The organism is Arthrobacter sp. UYEF36, assembly GCF_040547025.1.
Taxonomy (GTDB): Bacteria; Actinomycetota; Actinomycetes; order Actinomycetales; family Micrococcaceae; genus Arthrobacter.
On the sequence record NZ_JBEPOX010000002.1, the window covers coordinates 175,579 to 197,091 of the forward strand.

The 21,513-nt window shown below is 67.3% G+C and carries 19 protein-coding genes; 11 read left to right on the forward strand and 8 right to left on the reverse strand.

What is annotated here, in order from left to right:
* Positions 1-137 precede the first annotated feature (137 nt).
* Entirely contained in the window at positions 138-1,046 is a 909-nt protein-coding gene (serB, locus tag ABIB29_RS04865) for a phosphoserine phosphatase SerB (protein ID WP_354170576.1), read from the reverse strand.
* 155 nt (positions 1,047-1,201) lie between these two features.
* Here serB and ABIB29_RS04870 point away from each other — a divergent pair, with 155 nt between their 5' ends.
* The 5 genes from ABIB29_RS04870 to lplAB all read left to right on the forward strand — a co-directional run bounded on the left by ABIB29_RS04870 (position 1,202) and on the right by lplAB (position 5,238).
* Entirely contained in the window at positions 1,202-1,987 is a 786-nt protein-coding gene (locus ABIB29_RS04870) for an ABC transporter ATP-binding protein (RefSeq protein ID WP_354170577.1), read from the forward strand.
* 18 nt (positions 1,988-2,005) lie between these two features.
* Positions 2,006-2,791 (forward strand): sulfite exporter TauE/SafE family protein, encoded by a 786-nt coding sequence (locus ABIB29_RS04875; protein ID WP_354170579.1) that lies wholly within the window; start codon positions 2,006-2,008, stop codon positions 2,789-2,791.
* A gap of 43 nt (positions 2,792-2,834) precedes the next feature.
* Positions 2,835-3,644, forward strand: a complete 810-nt coding sequence (locus tag ABIB29_RS04880; protein WP_354170581.1) for a TrmH family RNA methyltransferase — start codon at positions 2,835-2,837, stop codon at positions 3,642-3,644.
* 136 nt (positions 3,645-3,780) lie between these two features.
* Complete coding sequence (locus ABIB29_RS04885; protein WP_011691973.1) at positions 3,781-4,038, forward strand: type B 50S ribosomal protein L31; 258 nt, start codon at positions 3,781-3,783, stop codon at positions 4,036-4,038.
* 93 nt (positions 4,039-4,131) lie between these two features.
* The gene (lplAB, locus tag ABIB29_RS04890) at positions 4,132-5,238 is read left to right on the forward strand and encodes a lipoate-protein ligase LplAB (RefSeq protein ID WP_354170583.1); all 1,107 of its coding nucleotides are present in this window, start codon (positions 4,132-4,134) and stop codon (positions 5,236-5,238) included.
* Positions 5,239-5,310: 72 nt separating this feature from the next.
* Here lplAB and pepN read toward each other — a convergent pair whose 3' ends face one another.
* Both pepN and ABIB29_RS04900 read right to left on the reverse strand, forming a co-directional pair.
* On the reverse strand, positions 5,311-7,926 hold the full coding sequence (gene pepN, locus ABIB29_RS04895; protein ID WP_354170585.1) for an aminopeptidase N: 2,616 nt from the start codon (positions 7,924-7,926) through the stop codon (positions 5,311-5,313).
* A 4-nt stretch (positions 7,927-7,930) separates the two neighbouring features.
* Positions 7,931-8,938, reverse strand: a complete 1,008-nt coding sequence (locus ABIB29_RS04900) for a YeiH family protein (protein WP_502915562.1) — start codon at positions 8,936-8,938, stop codon at positions 7,931-7,933.
* Positions 8,939-9,104: 166 nt separating this feature from the next.
* On the opposite strand from ABIB29_RS04900, the gene ABIB29_RS04905 reads away from it, so the two are divergent.
* The 3 genes from ABIB29_RS04905 (at position 9,105) to ABIB29_RS04915 (ending at position 12,508) form a co-directional block, all read left to right on the forward strand.
* Positions 9,105-10,661: a circularly permuted type 2 ATP-grasp protein gene (locus tag ABIB29_RS04905; RefSeq protein ID WP_354170588.1), complete on the forward strand. Its 1,557-nt coding sequence runs from the start codon at positions 9,105-9,107 to the stop codon at positions 10,659-10,661.
* Between the two features lie 72 nt (positions 10,662-10,733).
* On the forward strand, positions 10,734-11,660 hold the full coding sequence (locus ABIB29_RS04910; RefSeq protein WP_354170590.1) for an alpha-E domain-containing protein: 927 nt from the start codon (positions 10,734-10,736) through the stop codon (positions 11,658-11,660).
* Positions 11,657-12,508, forward strand: coding sequence for a transglutaminase family protein (locus tag ABIB29_RS04915; protein ID WP_354170592.1), 852 nt, complete (start codon positions 11,657-11,659; stop codon positions 12,506-12,508). Before ABIB29_RS04910 ends, ABIB29_RS04915 begins: the two co-directional genes overlap by 4 nt.
* Before the next feature lie 82 nt (positions 12,509-12,590).
* On the opposite strand, the gene ABIB29_RS04920 is transcribed toward ABIB29_RS04915, so the two are convergent.
* Positions 12,591-13,079, reverse strand: coding sequence for a pyridoxamine 5'-phosphate oxidase family protein (locus tag ABIB29_RS04920; RefSeq protein WP_354170594.1), 489 nt, complete (start codon positions 13,077-13,079; stop codon positions 12,591-12,593).
* Between the two features lie 179 nt (positions 13,080-13,258).
* Here ABIB29_RS04920 and ABIB29_RS04925 point away from each other — a divergent pair, with 179 nt between their 5' ends.
* Positions 13,259-14,950 carry a GAF domain-containing sensor histidine kinase gene (locus ABIB29_RS04925; RefSeq protein ID WP_502915563.1) on the forward strand — a complete coding sequence of 564 codons (1,692 nt, stop codon included), beginning with the start codon at positions 13,259-13,261 and terminating at the stop codon, positions 14,948-14,950.
* A gap of 57 nt (positions 14,951-15,007) precedes the next feature.
* Here ABIB29_RS04925 and ABIB29_RS04930 read toward each other — a convergent pair whose 3' ends face one another.
* On the reverse strand, positions 15,008-15,736 hold the full coding sequence (locus ABIB29_RS04930) for a response regulator (RefSeq protein ID WP_354170595.1): 729 nt from the start codon (positions 15,734-15,736) through the stop codon (positions 15,008-15,010).
* 345 nt (positions 15,737-16,081) lie between these two features.
* Between ABIB29_RS04930 and ABIB29_RS04935 the strand changes: the two genes are divergently transcribed.
* The gene (locus tag ABIB29_RS04935; RefSeq protein ID WP_354170597.1) at positions 16,082-16,534 is read left to right on the forward strand and encodes a universal stress protein; all 453 of its coding nucleotides are present in this window, start codon (positions 16,082-16,084) and stop codon (positions 16,532-16,534) included.
* 81 nt (positions 16,535-16,615) lie between these two features.
* On the opposite strand, the gene ABIB29_RS04940 is transcribed toward ABIB29_RS04935, so the two are convergent.
* The 3 genes from ABIB29_RS04940 to glgC all read right to left on the reverse strand — a co-directional run bounded on the left by ABIB29_RS04940 (position 16,616) and on the right by glgC (position 20,124).
* Complete coding sequence (locus tag ABIB29_RS04940) at positions 16,616-17,086, reverse strand: pyridoxamine 5'-phosphate oxidase family protein (RefSeq protein WP_354170599.1); 471 nt, start codon at positions 17,084-17,086, stop codon at positions 16,616-16,618.
* Between the two features lie 89 nt (positions 17,087-17,175).
* The gene (locus tag ABIB29_RS04945) at positions 17,176-18,639 is read right to left on the reverse strand and encodes an SDR family NAD(P)-dependent oxidoreductase (protein ID WP_354170601.1); all 1,464 of its coding nucleotides are present in this window, start codon (positions 18,637-18,639) and stop codon (positions 17,176-17,178) included.
* A 69-nt stretch (positions 18,640-18,708) separates the two neighbouring features.
* The gene (gene glgC, locus ABIB29_RS04950) at positions 18,709-20,124 is read right to left on the reverse strand and encodes a glucose-1-phosphate adenylyltransferase (RefSeq protein WP_354171083.1); all 1,416 of its coding nucleotides are present in this window, start codon (positions 20,122-20,124) and stop codon (positions 18,709-18,711) included.
* A 95-nt stretch (positions 20,125-20,219) separates the two neighbouring features.
* Between glgC and glgA the strand changes: the two genes are divergently transcribed.
* Entirely contained in the window at positions 20,220-21,425 is a 1,206-nt protein-coding gene (glgA, locus tag ABIB29_RS04955; protein WP_354170602.1) for a glycogen synthase, read from the forward strand.
* Positions 21,426-21,513 lie beyond the last annotated feature (88 nt).

The window sequence follows — 21,513 nt, forward strand, 5'->3', positions numbered from 1 at the left end:
ACCCCCGCCACCCGCGGAGCGCGGTCGCAGCGCAGTAAACAGTAGTAGCGCAGTAAACAGTAGTAGCGCAGTAAACACAGTGAAGGCCGGGGCAACCGCCCCGGCCTTCACTGCTGTTCCCGGTTCCCGGTCCGGCCTCAGACGCCGGCGATGTGCCGCACGGCGTCGAGATAGGGCATGTTCACGGCGGCATCCGCGACCGCACGGACGGCCGGTTTGGCGTTGAACGCGACGCCGATCCCCGCCGCGCCGAGCATGTCCAGGTCGTTGGCGCCGTCGCCCACAGCAATCGTGTGCTCCATCGGGATGCCTTCCCGCCCGGCCCATTCACGCAAATACTTTTCCTTCGCCGCCCGGTCAATCACCTCACCGATGACTTTCCCGGTCAGCGCGCCGTCGACGATTTCAAGTTCGTTGGCCACCCAGTAGTCCAGTCCAAGGCCCTCCGCGATCGGCTGCAGAATCTGGTTGAAGCCGCCGGACACCACCGCCACCACGTGGCCGGCGGCGTGGAAGGCGGCCACGAGCTCCGCCGCACCAAGGCTCAGTTTCACTTCGGCGCGGACGGCATCGACGACGTCGGCCCGCAGGCCGGCGAGCACCGCCACCCTCGCATGCAGGCTCTGCGCGAAGTCGAGTTCGCCGCGCATGGCGGCCTCGGTGACCGCCGTGACTTCCTCGCGTTTCCCCGCGTAGGCGGCGAGGAGTTCAATCACTTCCTGCTGGATCAGGGTGGAATCCACGTCCATGATGAGGAACTTCCGCTGCGCACCCCGGAGGGCGGCGGGGACGATCGCCGTGTCCACTCCGGCGGGGCCGTTATCTGCCGCTGCCCGGCGCAGTTCCGCCAAGGCGGTCACCCCGTGGTCCGGGCCGGAGGCAAGCTCAACGCTCCCGTCCGCGGCATAGACCTCAAAGCGGTCGTCTCCGGTCCGGGTTTCGGCGTCCAGCGTCACTCCGTTCGCTGCGAGCAGCGAGCGGAGCCGCTGCACCTCGGGAAGGGTCAGTTTCGGGGCATAGCTCACGGCGGTCACGAACAGGTTCATGCCTGCAATCCTAGCGATCGGGCAGATGCGGGCCCGAATTCGTTGCGCCCCGGTGACGCCGCGGCAGCCGGGCAGCAGGCCCCCGGCACGGGCCCGGCGCCGTCCCGGGGCACCGGTTATCAGTCGTCCGTTGTTTTGTCCTAGTGTCTACTCCTATGAGTGATGTTCTTGAAATGGCCGCCGTCAGCGTTGTACGTGGGGCAAAGACCCTGCTGGACAAGGTCGACTGGCAGGTCAAGGAAGGCGAGCGTTGGGTGATCCTGGGCCCCAACGGCGCCGGCAAAACCACTCTGCTGCAGCTCGCGGCCGCGCGGATCCACCCCACCAGCGGCATGGCCGGCATCCTGGAGGAGATCCTTGGCGCCGTCGACGTCTTCGAACTCCGCCCCCGGATCGGTCTGTCCTCGGCCGCGCTGGCCAACCAGATCCCGGAGCATGAGAAGGTCCTCAACGTCGTCGTGACGGCCGCCTACGGTGTCACCGGCCGGTGGCGCGAGGGATATGAGAAGGACGATGAACGCCGCGCCTTTGCCCTGCTCAACGAGTGGGGCATGGGACCACTGCTCAACCGGCCGTTCGCTTCGCTGTCCGAGGGGGAGCGCAAGCGCGTCCAGATCGCCCGGGCCCTGATGACGGATCCCGAGCTCCTGCTCCTTGACGAACCCGCTGCCGGACTCGACCTGGCCGGCCGCGAGGACCTCGTGTACCGGCTCAGCGAACTCGCCCGCGATGACGCCGCCCCGGCCATCGTCCTGGTCACGCACCACCTCGAAGAGGTCCCGCCGGGCTTCACCCACGCCATGCTGTTGCGCGACGGCGGTGTGGTGGCCCAGGGCCCGATCGAAGGAGTCCTCACGGCCGAGAACCTGAGCCGGACCTTCGGGTTGCCGCTGGACGTCAGCGTCACAGCCGGCCGGTACACGGCCACCGCGCACCGCTGAACAGGCCGCTGACCGCGCGTGGAGCTCCTCAATAGTGCCTTAATATTCTTCGCCGGGCTCTGGGCCGGCACCATCAACAGTGTGGTCGGTTCCGGTACCCTGGTGACCTTCCCGGTGCTGATCGCCCTCGGCTACGCGCCGGTCACGGCGTCCATCAGCAACGCGATGGGCCTCGTGGCCGGGAGCGCCGCCGGCGCCTGGGGCTACCGCAAGGAACTGACGGGACGCGGCAAGCAACTGCTCAAGCTGCTGCCTGCCTCAGTGCTGGGCGGCATCACCGGCGCCTACCTGCTGCTGCACCTGCCCGAGAAGGTCTTCCATTACGCAGCCCCCGCCCTGATTGTGCTCGCGCTGCTGATGGTGGCCTTCCAGCCCCGGCTGCAGCAGTGGGTCCGGAACCGCGAACAGAACCCCGAACACGCCATCCGGGACCGCCGCCACGGCGTCATCCTCGTGGTCCTCGTGTACCTTGCCGGGGTGTACGGCGGCTACTTCGTCGCGGCGCAGGGCATCCTGCTCGTCGGGATCCTCGGCATCTTCATGACCGGGACCATCCAGAACGCCAACGCCATGAAGAACTTCCTGGTCCTTGCCGTCAACCTCGTGGCGGCGGTCTCCTACCTGCTCTTCGCCTTCGGCCGGATCGACTGGGCCGTCGTCGGGTTGATTGCCGTGAGTTCGCTGATCGGCGGCGTAATCGGTTCCAAGGTCGGCCGCCGGCTGTCCCCGGTGGTGCTGCGCGGGGTCATCTTCGTCCTGGGCCTCGTCGCGCTGGGGTTCATGATCGCCAACCTGTTCAAGTGACCCGATCCGTGACCGCGCTATCGCCCGCTGAAATGACCCGCCAGTGACCTTCCACCGCCTTGAATCCGCCGATGACCCCCGGGTCTCCGACTACACGCAGCTGACCGATGTGCACCTGCGCAAGCTCCGGGAACCCGCCGAGGGCATGTACATCGCCGAGTCCTCCCGGGTGCTCCGGCGGGCCCTCGCGGCGGGGCACAGGCCACGTTCCTTCTTCCTCGCCGAAAAATGGCTCGAGGACCTCTCGGACATCTTCGCGCAGTACCCGGACGTCCCCGTATACATCGGTTCCGCCGCGCTCCTCGAGGAGATCACCGGCTTCCACCTGCACCGCGGCGCGATGGCGGCCATGCAGCGCCCGGAACCTGTGCCGCTGCCCGAGCTTCTCGCCGGGGCGCGGCGGGTCGCCGTGCTGGAGGATATCGTGGACCACACCAATGTCGGGGCGATTTTCCGCTCCGCCGCGGCCCTGGGCATTGACGCCGTCCTCGTCTCACCGCGCTGCGGGGACCCGTTGTATCGCCGCAGCGTCCGGGTCAGCATGGGGACTGTATTCCAGGTGCCCTGGGCCCGGCTGGAAGACTGGCCGGGGGACCTGCAGGTGCTCCGCGGCCAGGGTTTCACCGTGGCCGCCATGGAGCTTACGGACGACGCCGTGGACCTCGACGATCTGGCCGCCCGCCGTCCGGAGAAACTCGCCCTGGTGCTGGGCACCGAGGGTGCCGGGATGAGCCCGGAGACCCTCGCCGCCGTCGACCTCGCCGTCAAGATCCCCATGCGCGCGGGCGTCGACTCGCTCAATGTCGCGGCGGCGTCCGCCGTCGCCTTCTGGGAGCTCCGGCCCCGCGAGTGAACCGCACCGCCGGGCAGGCAGCAAGGGCGCTGACTTTCCGCTATAATTGACAGCTGGCCCTCCGGTGCATTCCGCTGGCCATCCCATTCATACCTGGCAGCTGGCAAAATCCAGTTGTGCGAACAAAGGTCCAATTATGAAGTCCAATACCCACCCGAAGTACGAAGCTGTTGTTTTCAACGACCTGGCTTCCGGCGTCAAGTTCCTGACCAAGTCCACCGTGTCTTCCAAGAAGACCATCGAGTGGGAAGACGGAAACACCTACCCGGTTATTGACGTCGAAATCTCCTCCGAGTCCCACCCGTTCTACACGGGCAAGCAGCGCATCATGGACTCTGCAGGCCGCGTCGAGCGCTTCAACGCTCGCTTCAAGGGCTTCGGCGGCAAGAAGTAACTTCTTCTCCCCAAGGTCTTTTGGAAAAGCCCGCACCGGTGACGGTGCGGGCTTTTTGCGTCCGTCACCGGTGCGCGTGGCAGGATTAACGCCATGACAACCCGACACCTGGTTCCCGGTTCCGCCAGCGCCGACGACGGCGGAGCCTGCCGCCACGGGGAATACAAGGTTCCCGGCGGCAAACTCGTGGTGGCCGATTTCGACGTCGTCGACGGTGTCCTCGCCAACGTCTCGCTCAGCGGGGACTTCTTCCTGGAGCCGGACGAGGCACTGCTGGAGATCAACCGGGCACTCACCGGCCTCCCGACGGATGCCGCTGCGGCGGACATCTCCGCGGCAGTGGCGGCGGCCCTGCCGGCGGACGCCGTGCTGTTCGGCTTTTCCGCCGACGCCGTGGCCGTCACCGTCCGCCGTGCCCTCGCGAAGGCCACCGGCTGGGCGGACCACTACTGGAACATCATCGCGCCGTCCGTGCTGCCCACCCACATCAACGTCGCGCTGGACGAGGTCCTGACCGAAGAGGTCGGCGCGGGGCGGCGCAACCCGACCCTGCGTTTCTGGGACTGGGAGGAACCGTCCGTGGTGATCGGCAGCTTCCAGTCCGTCCGCAACGAACTGGACCCCGCCGGCGTCGAACGCCACGGCATCAGCGTGGTCCGCCGGATCAGCGGCGGGGGAGCGATGTTCATGGAGGCCGGCAACTGCATCACCTACTCGCTTTACCTCCCGCAGACCCTGGTGGACGGTATCAGCTTCGCCGACTCCTACGGCTTCCTGGACGCCTGGGTGATGGCAGCGCTCGAGAAGATGGGGATCAGCGCCTTCTATGTGCCGCTCAATGACATCGCCACCGAGCACGGCAAAATTGGCGGCGCCGCGCAGAAGCGGCTCGCGAACGGCGGCATGCTGCACCACGTGACCATGAGCTACGACATCGACGCGGACAAAATGGTTGAGGTCCTGCGGATCGGCAAGGAAAAGCTCTCGGACAAGGGCACCCGAAGCGCCAGGAAGCGGGTGGACCCGCTCCGGCGCCAGACCGGCCTGGCCCGCGCCGAGATCGTCGCGGCCATGATGGAAGTCTTCGCCGAACGGTACGCCGCGACCCCGTCGGAGCTCACCGAGGCCGAGCTCGCCGCCGCGCACCACCGGGTCGATGCCAAGTTCGGCACTCCGGAGTGGCTGCACCGCGTGCCCTGAGGGACCCCACAATCCCGTCGAGTGCTCCGTAACTGCCGTTGAGAGCCGCTAAAAGGGCCGTTACGGAGCACTCTAAAAGGGGTTCGCGGGAAGGGTCTGTGCCGTGAGGGAACGGTGCAGGTGGCTGCGCTGTTCGATGATGATGCGGCGGAGCGCCCGCGGGGCGTCCGGGTGCCCGGCCAGCCAGTGGTCCGTCCGGACGATGACGGGGTGCGTGTCCGGAGCACCGCCGTCCAGGTCCTGCCCTGCCGGGTAGAGTCCGCGGACAATGCGGCTGGCGATTTCGATGCTGCGCCCCGCCCACACGTCTTCCAGGCACTCGAAATACCGGTCAATGAAGCCGCGCAGCAGCGGGGCCGGGCCGGTGTTGAAACCGGCGATGGTCGCGCTCAGCAGCTGGTTGGAGAGGGCGGTGCCGTGCACCGCCTCGGACCAGGCCGCCTCCTTGACAGCCGCCTCGGGGCGGGCCGCGAGGGCGGTGGCGTGTCCGGATTTACCGGCGGCGGTGTTGTCCCGGGCGAGCTCCCCGTCGAGCTGCGCAACTGTGGCCTCCCCGTGGGCGGCCAGGGCATGCCAGAGGTTCCAGCGGAGCTCCGCGTCCACGGCAAGGCCTTCAATGACCGTGCTGCCGGACAGGATGCCGCGGATCAGGTCCAGACGGCTGCCGTCGTAGCGGCTGGCCGCGGCGACCGTGCGCGCCCAGGCCAGCTGCTGGTCGGAGCCGGGCGCTGCCCGCTGGAACTCGTCCGCCGCGAGGGACAGGAAGCCGTAACGGACGGCGGCCCGCTCGGCCTGCGGGACGTAGCGTTCGATTGCCGTGGCCGCATTGCCCAGGACGTTGAGCAGCACGCCGATGCCGGTTTCCGCGGGCCCGAAGTGCTTGACGGCGTCCACGTAAAGGGCCGACGGCGTGACCGCGTCACGGGCCGAGTCCCAGAGCGCGGTCCAGCACAGGGCCCGGGCCATCGGATCACTGAGCGCGCTCAGGGAGGCCCGCGCGGTGGCTTCGGAGCGCGGGTCCAGCCGGACCTTGGCGTAAGTGAGGTCCTCGTCGTTGACCAGCAGCAGGGCCGGCCGCACCTTCCCGGAGAGGGCCGTCACCACGGTCCGGGCCCCGCCGACGTCGGTCTCGACGCTGTCGGTGCGGACCAGGGCGCCGGCGTCGTCCATCCCGTACAGGCCGATCCGCAGCCGGTGCGGCCGCGGCTCCTGCCGGCCCGTCGTCGGGTCCTCGGCGTCCTGGACGATGGTGACCGTGCCGAGGACGCCGTTGTGCTCCTCGATCTCGCTGGTGAGGGTGGAGATGCCGGAGGTCTGCAGCCACTGGCGGGCCCAGTCCGCGAGGTCCCGCCCGGAAGCGGCGCTGAGCGCCGCCAGCAGGTCCGCCAGGGTGGTGTTGCCGTAGGCGTGGTCCTTGAAGTACTGGCGCGAGCCGGCCACAAAGGCCTCGAAACCCACGTAGGCGACCAGTTGCTTGAGCACCGAGGCGCCCTTGGCGTAGGTGATGCCGTCGAAGTTCTGCTTGGCTGCCTCGAGGTCGGGGATGTCAGCGACGATCGGGTGTGTGGTTGGAAGCTGGTCCTGCACGTAAGCCCAGGCCTTGCGGTTGTTGGCGAAGTTCACCCAGGCCGTGGCCCAGTCCGTGGTGCGGTCCACGCCGAGGGTTCCCATGTAGTCCGCGAAGGATTCCTTGAGCCACAGATCGTCCCACCACTGCATCGTGACGAGGTCGCCAAACCACATGTGCGCCATCTCGTGCAGCAGCGTATTGGCGCGCGCCTGGTACTGCGAATCGGCGGCCCTTGAGGTGAAGACGTAGCTTTCCGTGAAGGTCACCAAGCCGGGGTTCTCCATCGCGCCGAGGTTGTATTCGGGCACGAAGGCCTGCTCGTACTTGCCCCACGGGTAAGGGAAGTCGAAGAGCCCGTTGAAGAAGTCCAGGCCGTTCCGGGTGAGGGAGAAGAGGGCTTCAGGGTCGAACGACGGCGCCATCGAGGCCCGGCAGTAGAGGGCGAGCGGCACCTCGAGGCGGGTGCCGTCCTCAAGCATTCCGCTCCAGGAGTCCTCGGCCTTGAAATACGGGCCTGCCAGCACCGTCGTGATGTACGTGGACATCGCCTTCGTGGGGGCGAAGTCCCAGCGGCTCGTGTCCGGGTCGCTGGTGAGGAGCGTCCGCTGGGCTTCGATGCCGTTCGAGGACACCTGCCAGGCCGAGGGCGCACTAACGTGGAAGGTGAATTCCGCCTTGAGGTCGGGCTGTTCGAAGTTGGCGAAGACCCTGCGGGCGTCGGCGGGCTCGTACTGCGTATAGAGGTAGCACTGGCCGTCGGCCGGGTCAAAGAAGCGGTGCATGCCTTCCCCGGACGTGCTGTAGAGCGCGGTGCCCGTCACGGTGACCTGGTTTTCCGCCTGGAGGTTGCCGAGCCGGATCCGTGCACCGTCCACGACGTCGGCGACGGCGAGCTCCTTGCCGTTGAGGAGGACACTGTGCACCTCGCTGCTGATGAAGTCCAGGAACGTCGAGGCCCCGGGTTCGCTCGCGGAGAACGTGATCACGCTGCGGCTCGTGTAGCCGGCGACGTCCGGATCCGCAGCCTGCCGGACGTCCAGGGAGACGTCGTAGCTGTGGGTGGTGATCAGGGCTGAGCGGGTTGCGGCTTCATCGCGGCGCAGGTTCTGGTTCGACACCCCGCTATCTAATCATGAGGAACGCGGCGCCCAGCCCCAGCCCGGCGATCAGGAGCCAGGACGCCAGCGCGGCCAACAGGGCCCGCGCCCCGGTGTGCAGCAGCTCGCCCACCCGCACCGCCGAGCCGAGGCCGAAGAGCGCCATCCCGAGCAGCACGTCCTGGAGCACCGCGGCGGCGTCGAGGATGCCGGGGGAGAGCCAGCCCGTGGTGCGCAGGGCGGCCAGGGCGACGAAGCCTAGCACGAACAGCGGGACGATGGGCGGCCGTTTCAGTCCGGCGCCGGCGTCGGCACTGCTGCGGTGATGCAGTCCGGCGGCGGCGACCATGGGCGCCAGCAGGATCACCCGGGTGAGTTTGACGACGACGGCGACGGCCAGCGCCGACGCCCCGGCGGTCTGTGCGGTGGCCACCACCTGGCCCACGTCGTGCACCGAGGCCCCCGCCCAGGCCCCGAAGACTTCCGGGCTGAGGCCCAGCGGCTGAGTGAGCAGCGGCAGGACACCGATGGCCAGGGTGCCGCACAGGGTCACGAGGGCCACCGGGAGCACGGTGTCCTGCTGCCGGATCCGGCGCACCGCGGCCATCGCCCCGATCGCGGAGGCCCCGCAGATGGAGAAGCCGGTGGCAATCAGCAGCGACACCGGCGGCGGCAGCCGGAAGAGCCGGCTGATGCCGTAGGTTCCGGCGAAGGCGGCCAGGACCACGCCCGTGATCAACAGCAGCGCGGCCCAGCCGAGGCCAAGCACATCGACGAGACTGACCTTCAGGCCCAGGACGACGATCCCCGCGCGCATCAGGTGCCTGCCGGCAAAATCCAGGCCCGGCCGGCCTGGGCCCGCGGTCCAGCCGGCCAGCCCCGGGACATTCGCGGCCAGGAGCCCGAACGCCACGGCCAGCGTCATGGCCGGGAGCGCCGGAACCAGGCTGTGGACGGCAAGGGCAAGCACGACGGCGGTTGCGGCGGACAGCAGGCCCGGCAGCAGGCCCGGCAACGGATCAGTCCTGAGCAGCGGTTTGAGAGTAAGCGGTGGCACGTGTCTACCTTGACGCAACCGCCGGGAAAAGCCGTTACCGCCACGGCGGCCGCCGCGTGGTGCTCACTGGATGCCGTGCCCCGGCGCCAGCTCCAGCGGGCGCCGAAATGATTTCGCAACAAAAAGGTGATTGTCTAGTGGCATGTCTGACCTATTCCAGGATTACTCAGTGGCCGCCGAACGTTCCGGCGCCTACGACGAGATGTTTACGCCCGGGCAAGAGCCCCGGAAGTCCTACGGGCAGGTTGCCGATGCCCTGCGTGAGCTCTCGCTGGCTGATGTCACCGCGCGCGCCGATTCCATGGCCCGGACCTTCCTGGACCGCGGTGTCACGTTCGACTTCGCGGGGGAGGAGCGGCCCTTCCCGCTCGACATCGTGCCCCGGGTCATCCCGGCCGACGAGTGGACCGTGCTGGAGAAGGGCGTGGCGCAGCGCGTGCGGGCCCTCGAGGCGTTCCTCAACGACGTCTACGACAAGATGACCGTGGTGGCCGACGGCGTCATCCCGCGCCAGCTCGTCACGACGAGCGCCCACTTCCACCGCCAGGTGCACGGCTTCGAGCCGGCCGGAGGCGTCCGCGTCCATATCTCCGGCATCGACGTCGTCCGCGACGCCGCCGGGACTTTCCGTGTCCTCGAGGACAACGTCCGCGTCCCCTCCGGTGTCAGCTACGTCCTCGAGAACCGCCGCGCGATGGCCAAGGGCCTGCCCGAGGCCTTCGGCCAGCAGCTCATCCGGCCGGTCGAAGAGTATCCCCGCCGGCTGCTGTCCGCCCTGCGCAAGACGGCACCGTCCGGCGTCGACGATCCCACCGTGGTGGTCCTGACCCCCGGCGTTTTCAACAGCGCCTACTTCGAGCACACCCTGCTCGCCGGCCTGATGGGCGTGGAACTCGTCGAAGGGCGCGACCTCATCTGCCGCGGCAACCGCGTCTACATGCGCACCACCGCCGGGGAACAGCGCGTGGACGTGATTTACAAGCGCATCGACGACGAGTTCCTGGATCCGTTGCAGTTCCGCGCCGACTCCATGCTCGGCTGCCCGGGCCTGGTCAACGCGGCCCGCGCCGGCGGCGTCACCATCGCGAACGCTGTGGGCAACGGCGTCGCCGACGACAAGCTGGTCTACAGCTACGTCCCGGACCTGATCCGCTACTACCTCAACGAAGAACCCGTGATCGCCAACGTCGACACCTTCCGGCTGGAGGAAAAAGAGGCCCGGGAAGAGGTCCTGGACCGCCTCGACGAACTGGTGGTCAAACCAGTGGATGGTTCCGGCGGCAAGGGCCTGGTGATCGGCCCGGATGCTTCCAGGGACGAGCTCGAGGCGCTGCGCAAGCGCGTCATCGCGGACCCCCGCGGCTGGATCGCGCAGCCGGTCCTGCAGCTGTCCACGGTGCCCACGCTCAGCGGCGACAAGTTCGGCCCGCGGCACGTGGACCTGCGCCCCTTCGCAGTCAACGACGGCGATGACGTCTGGGTCCTGCCCGGCGGCCTGACCCGGGTGGCGCTCAAGGAAGGCTCCCTGATCGTCAACTCCAGCCAGGGCGGCGGCTCGAAGGACACCTGGGTGCTCGCCGACTCCCCGGAGGTGCCGGTGGAGACCCTGCCGCGGGCGGCCATCACTGTCCGCGAACGGGTCTCGGTCTGGCCCGTCGAAAGCAACTGGCGCGACAGCCAGAAGGAGCAGCAGCAATGACCCGCGGCCCCGTGTCGATCATTCCGCCGACCTACTCTTTTCAGATTTCCGTTGCGCTGGAGGTAACCGCGAATGCTTAGCCGTATCGCCGAATCACTGTTTTGGATCGGCCGCTATGTGGAACGGGCTGACGGCACTGCCCGGATCCTCGACGTCCACCTTGAGCGGCTCAACCACCTGCCGATGGAGGAACAGCGCAGGGTGGCGCAGGAGCTCCACGCCGTCATGGGCGCGCGGGCGCAGAGCGAGGATTTCGGTCTTCCCGAGCTGCTGAATGCGCTGGCTTACGACAAGCAGAGTGCCACGTCCATCGCGGGTTCCCTTGGCGCGGCGCGGGAGAACGCCCGGCGCGCCCGGGAAACCGTGTCGTCCGGGCTCTGGGAGAGCCTGAACACCACGTACTACGGTCTCAACCAGCACCGCAAGGACGTCGTGGGCACCTACCGCTTCTGCAACTGGGTGCTGGAACGCACGGCCATGGTCAGCGGCCTCGCGGACACCACGGTGAGCCACGACGAGAGCTGGCAGTTCCTGGTCCTGGGCCGCTCGCTGGAACGCGCCGACATGACAGCCCGGATGCTCTCCACCCGGGACGTCCTCTCCGCGGGGATGTCGTGGGTTAACATGCTCCGCTGCGCCGGCGCCTACGAATCCTTCCTGCGGACCCGCCGCGCGGCCTTCGGCGACCAGCACGCCGCCGAGTTCCTGCTGCTTGACCGGCTGTTCCCGCGGTCCATCGTGTATGCGCTGCGCGACGCCGACGAGTGCCTCGCCATGCTGGACCCCTCGGCCCAGCGCGTTGGCTTCATCAACGACGCCCGCCGGATCGTGGGCCAGGCCCGCACCTTCCTCGAGTTCCACCGCACCGATGACCTCATGTCTGAACTGCCGGAGCATATGGAGCGCGTGCAGAAGGCCGTCTCGCAGGCCTCGGACGCCATTTCCCGTAAGTACTTCAATCAGGCAGACGAACTGGCCTGGGTGGGAGAAGTTTCATGACCCGGCTGAGCATCATCCACAAGACGGCGTACAAGTACAACAAGCGCGTCACGCTCTCCTACAACGAGGCCCGCATGACCCCGCTGACGGATCCCCAGCAGGTGGTGCTGGAGTCCTCCCTGAAGGTTTCGCCGTCACAGGCCGCCCTGAGCAGCTACCGCGACTACTGGGGCACACGCGTCACGGGCTTTGACATGCAGATGCCGCACGAGTACCTCGAGGTCCTGTCCACCACCACCGTCGAGGTGCACCGGTCGGAAAGGATCCCGGCGGAGGCGGACATCGTGGGCTGGGGCGACCTCGAGTTCCCGGAGACCCTGAACAAGTTCAGCGACTGGATTCCGCAGTCGCAGCTCACCGGTCCGGGCGCCGAAGTGCTCGGGATCATTCCCGGCGTCGTCGAAGGCCGCAATCCGCACGAGGCCGCCATGGCGGTCTTTGAATGGATGCGCGGGGAAATGACCTACATGAAGGGCTCCACCGGCGTCACCACGAGCGCCGAGGAGGCCTGGAACCAGCGCCAGGGCGTCTGCCAGGACCTGGCGCACCTGGCCATCGGCGCGCTGCGCAGCCGGGGCATCCCTGCCCGGTACGTGTCCGGCTACCTGCACCCGCGGTCGACGGCGGAACTCGGCGAGACGGTCGCCGGGCAGTCGCACGCCTGGCTGGAATGGTGGGACGGGCAATGGCGCAGCTGGGACCCCACCAACCACAAACCGGCCGGCGACTTCCACGTGACCGTGGCGAGGGGCCGCGACTACCGCGACGTGCCCCCGCTCAAAGGAATCCTGTCCGGCGGCGGCGGCTCCGCGCTCAGCGTGAGCGTGGAGATCACCCGCCTGGCCTGACCCCCCGATGCGCTATCACTTGCAGCGGTTCTGAGGCTTCAGAACAGCATTGTCCGACAGCGCATTGGGGTGCCGCCAGGCGTTATTCGAGTCCGGAACGGGTGGCGTCGTCCAGCGGCGTCCACCAGGTCAGCGGCGGGACCACCTTGAAGCGTCGGCCTGTCACGGTGTCCGGAGTGATCCTGACGAAGTGTTCCTTCTTGCCGGCCTGCCAGGGGAACAGCAACAGCCCCACGGTGTCCAGGACCTCCTGCTGGTTCTGCACCGGTGCGGCCTGTCCCTTGATCACCACACTCCAGGCGATGCCGCTGTCGGCGTCCACGCCGTCGGCCTCCACCGCCACCGGGGTGTCGGACGTAGCGGCCTGGAGCTTGGTGCCGTCCGCCGTGCGGAACACCAGGGTGCCGTGGTCCACCTTGTAATTGATCGGGAATATGTCGGGATGGTCGTCCACCCAGACCGCGAGCCTGCCCACGGTGACACCGCGTAACAGACGCCAACATTCGTGGTGGTCAAGGTTCTCAACTTCGTGTGCCTGCTGGTTTTTTCCCGGCTTCGGATCAGTACTCATGGCGGCGAGCCTACGCCAGGCAAGTGGCAAGGGGGTAGGGGAAAAGGTCACAATCCGAAGCAACATCGTCTTCCGTCTGGGGTCTTTGCGCACGCTTCGGGGTATTCTGGCTTCACTATCGTCAGCGCGGACGATTGTTGCGTTCGTTGTATCGAATTGGGGCCATGAGCATGCATTCAATGGGGGAACGACCGGATCAGACCGCCGCTGAGCCACAGCCCATGATCGACGGCGTCCTCAGGGGCTTCGTTTCCAGGGCCGAGGAATTGCTCCAATCCCAGGAACGGATGGCCGGGCTGCTGGAGGCCGTCGTCGCCGTTGCCGAGGACCTCAGCCTCGATGCCGTTCTGGAACGCGTGGTGCAGTCCGCCTGCCGCTTGCTTCATGCCCGCTATGGCGCCCTGGGCGTCATCGGCGACGACCGCGCGCTCAGTCACTTCATTACGGTCGGCATCGACCAGGAAATCGCCCACCGGATCGGGCCGCTGCCCACCGGCCACGGGGTCCTGGGCCTCCTGATTTCCGACCCCCGCCCGCTTCGGCTTCATGACCTGCATACACATCCGGAATCGTACGGCTTCCCGTCGGACCATCCCCCCATGAAGTCCTTCCTCGGTGTTCCGGTGCGGGTCCGGGACGTGGTGTTCGGGAATCTCTATCTGACGGAAAAGGAAGACGGCAGCGAATTCACGGCCGAGGACGAGGGCCTGGCCGTGGCCCTTGCGGCCGCTGCGGGTGTCGCCATTGAAAATGCGCGGCTCTACGACGACGCCCGGCGCCGGGCCCGCTGGCTGGAAGCCTGCATGGACGTTTCAGGGCTTATGCTCAGCAATGACCGAGACTACACCGCCGGCGGACTGGATCCCATCGCAAGCCGGGCTCTCCAGGAGTCGGGGTCGCAGTTGGCCCTGCTGGTGGCGCCCGCCACTGACGGCCGCGGCCATATCGTCGCCGGGGTCGCCGGAAAGCGCAGTCCACAGTTCTCCGGCCGTTCGCTCAAGCTCGATTCACCGCTGCTGGAAAGTGTCCTCGACGGCGGCGAACCCGTTGTGCTTGACAACGCCTCCGCCCTCTTCGGGGAGATCGACGGCGGGATCACCGGCCCGTTGCTGGCGGTGGCGCTGAGCACCCAGGGGGCGCACCACGGCCTCCTGCTGCTGATCCGGGACCCCGACGAATTACGCTACGCCCGCACGGACATCGAGATGGGTGCCGTCTTCGGCTCCCATGTCGCCCTCGCCCTCGAACTCGCCCGCGTTCACCGGCTGCGCGAGGAGCTGCTGGTCTTCACCGACCGGGACCGGATCGCCCGCGACCTGCACGACCTCGTGATCCAGCGGCTGTTCGCAGCCGGCCTCAGTGTCCAGAGCCTGGCCCGTTATACCAAGGATGAGCTCGCCACCGAACGGATCCGCAATATCACCGGCGAACTTGACGAGGCGATCAGGAGCCTGCGGGACACGATCTACTCGCTCAAGAGCAGCAGCGGCGAAACGGAACTGCTGAGCGGACGGATCCGGCGGGTGACCCGCAGCTCGGCGAAGTCCATGCCCTTCACACCCCGCCTGATTATCACGGGCCCGGTGGACGCCGTCACGCCGGACAAGGCGGACAATGTCGTGGCCGTAGTCTCGGAGGGGCTCAGCAACGCCATCAGGCATTCCGGCGCGGACACCATCTCCGTTTCGGTCGGTGTGGTCAAGGGCCGGGTGACGGTGGTCATCACGGACAATGGAGCCGGCTTCGCTGAACCCGGAAAACGCCGGGGACTCGCCAACCTGGAGGACCGTGCCCGGATGCTGGACGGCGAATGCACCATTACCAGCGCGCCGGACGCCGGCACGAGCCTTGAGTGGTCAGTGCCGCTCTAAGAGCAGACCGTGCCGTTCAGCAGACCGTGCCGATGGCGTGGCCGTGACGGACGTCAGCTAGCGGACACCGTGCGGGCGGCTGAGTTCTGCATGGCTTCCGGGCGGTACGGGTGAGGAGGGCCCGGCAATGAACACAGCGGCCTGGGTCCGGCGTTCGAAGCCCAGCTTGGCCAGCAGCGACGACACGTAGTTCTTGACAGTCTTCTCCGCCAGGAACATTTCCGCAGCAATCTGGCGGTTCGTGAGCCCGCCACCCACCAGCTCCAGCACCCGGCGCTCCTGCGGTGTGAGCGAGGACGTCCTGGGATCCACCTCTTCGGCCTCGACAAGGCTGTCAACGATGCCGGCGGCGACGCCCTCCGCGAAGAGCGACTCGCCGGTGGCTGCCCGGCGCAGTGCCCCGATCAGGTCGGTGCCCCCGATTTCCTTGAGCACATAGCCGCTCGCACCCGCCAGTACGGCGCCGCGCAGGGCCTGCTCGTCATCGAAACTGGTCAGGATGATGCAGTTCAGCGACGGGTCAACCGAGCGCACGTCGCGGCAGACCTCAATCCCGGTTCCGTCCGGAAGCCGGGCATCGAGGACACTGACGTCCGGATGGAGGGCTGGTATACGGCGGGTCGCCTCGACGGCGGAACCCGAACTCCCCACCACCTGGAAGCCCTCACCCTCGAGGAGCTCCTGAAGTCCGCGCCTGACGAGTTCGTGGTCATCCAGGATGAAAACCCGAATGACGGCCGGCGCCACGTCGGGTGCAGTGAGACCTGAGTCTGCCCAGGCAATCATGATTCTCCTGTCCGGCGGCTTGCGCTGCCATGAATGGTGCGGTGCTCCCCAGCCTGATTTTCGCAGATCACGCCTGCGGGTAGTGCCTTGTGATGCATTGTTGCGAACCAGGTGCCGTCGTCGCCGGCGCCGCCTGGTCCCCGTTGTTACATTGTCCACTCCGGGAGCCGTTTCCCGTCCCCGGCAACAGCAATTCTTCTCCGTGGTCCGTGCCCGGGCAAGGGTCCTTGGTCCCGCCGTGAGCGGGCCGGCGTGCCGTCCCCGATGACTTTCGGCCCTAGCTGCCGCCCCGCCCGGCCTGCACTATAGGCTGGACGCGACAACCGTATGACGAAGGGATCTGCCATGACCGAAGCCAGGGACATCCGGACCATTGTGGTGGGGGTTGATGGTTCCGACGCGTCGGTGGAGGCGCTGCTCCAGGCCCAGAGCCTTGCCGTGCCGCTCTCGGCGCGGCTGGTGGCGCTGGCCAGTTGGGATGTCCCTCCGGTGTACGACGGTTACGTCGCGATGGGAATCGACGACTTCGACGTCCGGGCCGGGGAAATCCTGCGGGAGACGGTGGAGAAGGCCTTCGGGGCCGACACCCCGGCCAACGTCGAGCCACGCCTCGTGCAGGGGCACCCCCGGCACACCCTGATTGAGGCCAGCCGGGACGCCGACCTGGTGGTGGTGGGGCGCCGCGGACACGGCGGCTTCGGCGGAATGCTGATCGGGTCCGTGAGCTCCGCCCTGGTGGCCCATGCCCACTGCCCCGTCCTCGTCGTCCATGCCCCGGACGTCAAGGCAGCCAAGTAGGCGTACCCGCTCCGGGCGATCCGCGCAGGGCGGGCCGGGGCTGACCGGGTCCTTCTGGTCGGGACCTGATCGGCCGGTGCCCTATTCGAAGGAGCTCCGGCGGGGGTCGGCGAGCCGCGTGCTCCACAGATCCGGCCTGTTGACCTTGAACCGGCGCCCGGTCAGGGCCTTCGGGGAGAGCCGCACGTAGTAGTCCTTATCTCCTGGCTGCCACGGCTCAAGCAACCGGGCGTCGACGGATTCCTTCTCCTGTTGGCTCTCAATCAGTTCAGCCTCACCGCGGGCAACCACGCTCCAGGCCTGCTGTTCATGGGAGTCGTAGCCATCGATTTCGAAGGCGATGGGCTTGGCCGTCATCGCTGCCCACAGTTTGGTGCCCCCGGCGGTGCGGAACACGATCGAGCGGCGCTCGAGCGCGAAGTTCACCGGAAAGATCTCCGGATGCCCGTCCACAATCAGGGCGATCCGTCCCACGACTTCGGTGTCCAACAGCACCCAGCACTGGTCCATGGACAATCCGAAATCGGGCGCAGGCGTCGTCTCTGTATTCATGTGGACCCACGTTACGTACTGTGCCGGGCCCCCATTAGGGCCATAAGGCCCGTAGCCCCCACGGTCCGGCCCTGATATTGACCGGGTGGTTACCAGGGGCTCGGCTTGTAGTCCTTCAGGAAGACGCCGAACTGGTCCTCGCCCGACTCGCCCATGACGATCGGGTCGTACACCCGGGCGGCTCCGTCGACGAGGTCCAGGGGAGCGTGGAAGCCCTCCTCCATCAGACGCACCTTGGTGTAGTGCGGGCGCTCATCGGTGATCCAGCCGGTGTCCACGGCGGTCATCAGAATGCCGTCCGCGTCCAGCATCTCCTGGGCGCTGGTGCGGGTCATCATGTTCAGCGCCGCTTTGGCCATATTGGTGTGCGGGTGGCCGGGGCCCTTGTAGGCGCGGGAGAACTGGCCTTCCATGGCACTGACGTTCACGACGTACTTACGCCGCGCAGTGGAACGCTTCATCGCCCCCCGGAGCCGGCTGACCAGCAGGAACGGCGCGGTGACGTTGCACAGCTGGACCTCGAGCATTTCCAGGGGATCCACCTCGTCCACCACCTGGGTCCAGCTGTTGATGCTGGCCAGGTCGGGAACCAGGCCGCCGGCGTCGATGGCGGTGCCGGAGGCGATGCGTTCCAGCGAGGCGGAACCGGTGGACAGGGCCAGCGAGGTGATCGCGTCCCCGGCCAGCACCGGGTGCTCCAGAACGGTGCTCGCCAGGGCCAGCGGGTGCTTGTCGTGGGCGTGGCCGAAGGTCACGAGTTCCGGGCCGCCGTTGGCCGCCTGGAGGGCCGCGGGGAGCGGTTCGTCCTCGGCGTCGACCAGCGGCTTGTAGGCGTTGCCGGTGCGGCGCACGGTCTGGGCCGCGTTGTTGATGATGATGTCGAGCGGTCCCGCGGCGTCCAGGGAGTCGGTCAGTGCCATCACCTGCGAGGGGTCGCGCAGGTCGATGCCAACGATCCGCAGCCGGTGCAGCCACTCGCCGCTGTCTTCCATGGCGGCGAAGCGCCGTGCGGCGTCCTTGGGGAAGCGGGTCGTGATGGTGGTGTGGGCGCCGTCGCGCAGCAGCCGCAGCGCGATGTACATGCCGATCTTGGCCCGGCCGCCGGTCAGGAGGGCGCGGCGGCCGCTCAGGTCCGTCCGGGCGTCGCGCTTGCTGTGGCTGAACGCGGCGCATTCCGGGCACAGCTGGTGGTAAAAGGCATCCACCTGAGTGAAGTGCTGCTTGCAGATGTAGCAGGGCCTGGACTTGATCAGGTGCCCGGCGATACTCCCCGTCGTGGAGGGGGCAAGTTTGTTGCCGCGGGTTTCGTCGTCGATCCGGTCCGGGGCCGCCGTCGCCGTCTGGGCGATCACGGCACGGTCTGCTTCGGCGATCAGATCCCGCTTGCTGACCCGGCGGTGGCGCTTGACGGCCTTGAACATCTTGCCGGTGGCACGGCGTACCGAGACGTAGTCCGGGTGCTCCTCGTCGTAGATGTGGATGCTGTTCAGGACCTTCAGGCAGGCCTGGATTTCCTCGGGGGTCAGGTCGGACGGCAGATCGGGAGAGCTCATTGCCCCAATTTTACAGCCTGCGGGAAGCCCGGCCCGACGCCGGGGCCGGACTCCCGCTGCTGATCAGCCTCAGGGGGCGTTGCCGGACCGCGGAGCAGAGACGCCGACGGCGGCCGCCTGGACTTCAGCGACCTTGTCCACGGATTCCCGCAGCGCGGGCCAGTTCTCCGTAGCGGCCTTGACCGCATCCGGCACCAGGATCAGGTTGGCGGCCGACAATGCGCGCTCCTGCTCGCCGGGCTCCGGGACGAGCTGACCCTTGGACAGGACAGTGATGCCGGAGTCGGTGACCTTGAAGCCGCGTGCCCGGTCCAGTTCGTGGTCGAGGCCGATCGCGGCGCCCGCCGGGACCTTGACGTTCTTATCGATGATGGCCCGCTTGACGACGGCGCCTTCACCGATGTTGACCTTGTCCATCAGGACGGAGTCGAGCACCCGGCTGGACGTGCCGACGTAGACATCGTTGGACAGCACGGAGCCTTCCACAATGCCGCCGGAGATCACGGTGCCGCTGGCAACGATCGAATCCAGGGCGGTGCCGACCGTGTTTTTCTGGCCGCGGACGAACTTGGCCGGCGGGGAGATGCTCTGCCGCGTGTAGATGGGCCATTCCGAGTTGTAGAGGTTGAACACCGGCACCGGGGAGATGAGGTCCATGTGCGCGTCGTAGAACGAGTCGATGGTGCCGACGTCGCGCCAGTAGGTGCGGTCGCGTTCGGTGGAGCCGGGGATCTCGTTGAGGGTGAAGTCGTAGACACCGGCTTCGCCCTTGTCGACGAAGTACGGAATGATATCCCCGCCCATGTCGTGCTTGGTGTCCAGGCGTTCGGCATCGACATGCAGGGCGTCGACGAGCGCGTCGGCGTCGAAGACGTAGTTGCCCATGGAGGCGAGGAACTGGGTGGGGTCGGCGGCCAGCCCCGGGGTGGAGGAGGGCTTCTCGACAAAGGCCGCGATCTTCTCCGGGTTGTTATGGTCCACTTCGATCACACCGAACTGGTCGGCCATGTGCAGCGGCTGGCGGACGGCCGCGACGGTGGCCTTGGCGCCGCTGGCGACGTGCTGGTCCACCATCTGGGCGAAATCCATCCGGTAGACGTGGTCCGCGCCCACGACGACGACGATGTCCGGGCTGGCGTCGTGGATGAGGTTCAGGGACTGGTAGATGGCGTTGGCGCTGCCGAGGAACCAGCTCTTGCCCACGCGCTGCTGCGCGGGGACCGAGGCGATGTAGTTGCCCAGTTGTGTGGACATCCGCCAGGTTTCGGAAATATGGCGGTCCAGGCTGTGCGATTTGTACTGCGTCAGGACGACGATCTGCAGATAGCGGGAATTGACCAGGTTCGATAATGCAAAGTCAATAAGCCGGTAACTTCCAGCGAACGGGACGCCGGGTTTAGCCCGGTCCGCCGTCAATGGCATGAGCCGGTTTCCCTCGCCACCTGCGAGGACAATGGCCAAAACTTTCTTATTCGGCATGGTGATCGCTCCTGAACGCCTTTGTACTTCCCCAAACAGTCCGGCACGCCCGAACGTCTTCACACTAGATCAGTTCCACCGTAACGACTACCTTGGGGTTTGTGCGTATAGACATTGTGACCAAAGAATTCCCGCCCGAAATTTATGGCGGCGCCGGGGTCCACGTGGCCGAACTCAGCAGGGTGCTTGCCCAGCACGTGGATCTGCAGGTGCGCGCCTTCGGCGCGCCCCGTGAACCCGGGTATCACGGCGCGACGGTCACGTCCTACGCCGTGCCCGAGGATCTCGGGGGGGCGAACGCCGCTCTGCAGACCCTGGGGGTGGACCTGCGGATCGTCCCGGACATCGCCGGCGCGGATGTGGTGCATTCGCACACCTGGTACGCCAACATGGCCGGGCACATCGCGTCGCTGCTGCACGGCATTCCGCATGTGCTCAGCGCCCACAGCCTGGAGCCGCTGCGCCCGTGGAAGGCCGAGCAGCTCGGCGGCGGCTACGCCCTGTCCTCCTGGGTGGAAAAAACCGCCTATGAGGCCGCGGCCGCCATCATCGCCGTGTCCGAGGGCATGCGCCAGGACATTCTCCGCAGCTACCCCGAGGTGGACCCGGCCAAGGTCAAGGTGGTGCACAACGGGATTGACGTGAGCCTCTGGAACCGGGACGAGGGCGAGGACGTCGTCCGGGCCCTCGGCATTGACCCGGCCCGGCCGAGCGTCGTCTTCGTGGGCCGCAACACGCGCCAGAAGGGGGTGCCGTACCTGCTGCGCGCCGCCGCGAAGCTGCCCGCCGACGTCCAGCTGGTGCTGTGCCTCGGCGCCGCCGACACCCCCGAACTGGCGGCCGAAACCGCCCGCCTGATCGAGCAGCTGCAGACCCAGCGCAGCGGCGTGATCCTGGTGGAGCGGATGCTGCCGCGCAACGAACTCATCCAGGTCCTCAGCCACGCCACGGCGTTCGCCTGCCCCTCGATCTACGAGCCGCTCGGCATCGTGAACCTTGAGGCCATGGCCTGCGGCGCTGCGGTCGTGGCCAGCGCAACCGGCGGGATCCCGGAAGTTGTCCAGCATGGCGAGACCGGACTGCTGGTGGACATCGAGCAGGTCACGGACGGGACCGGCACTCCGCTGGACCCGGAAAAGTTCGTCACCGAATTCGCCGCCGCCCTGACCGAGGTCGTGTCCGATCCCGCCCGGGCCCGGGCCATGGGCCAGGCCGGCCGGCGCCGGGCTGAGGAGCACTTCTCGTGGGAATCCATCACGGAAACCACGCTCGAGGTCTACCGCTCAGTGCTCCCCAAGGGTTCCTGACCCGGCACTCCTTAACAGACGACGACGGCGCCGCCCCGGTGAAGGGCGGCGCCGTCGTCGTCTGTTCCGTCGTCGAATGACAGCCGGG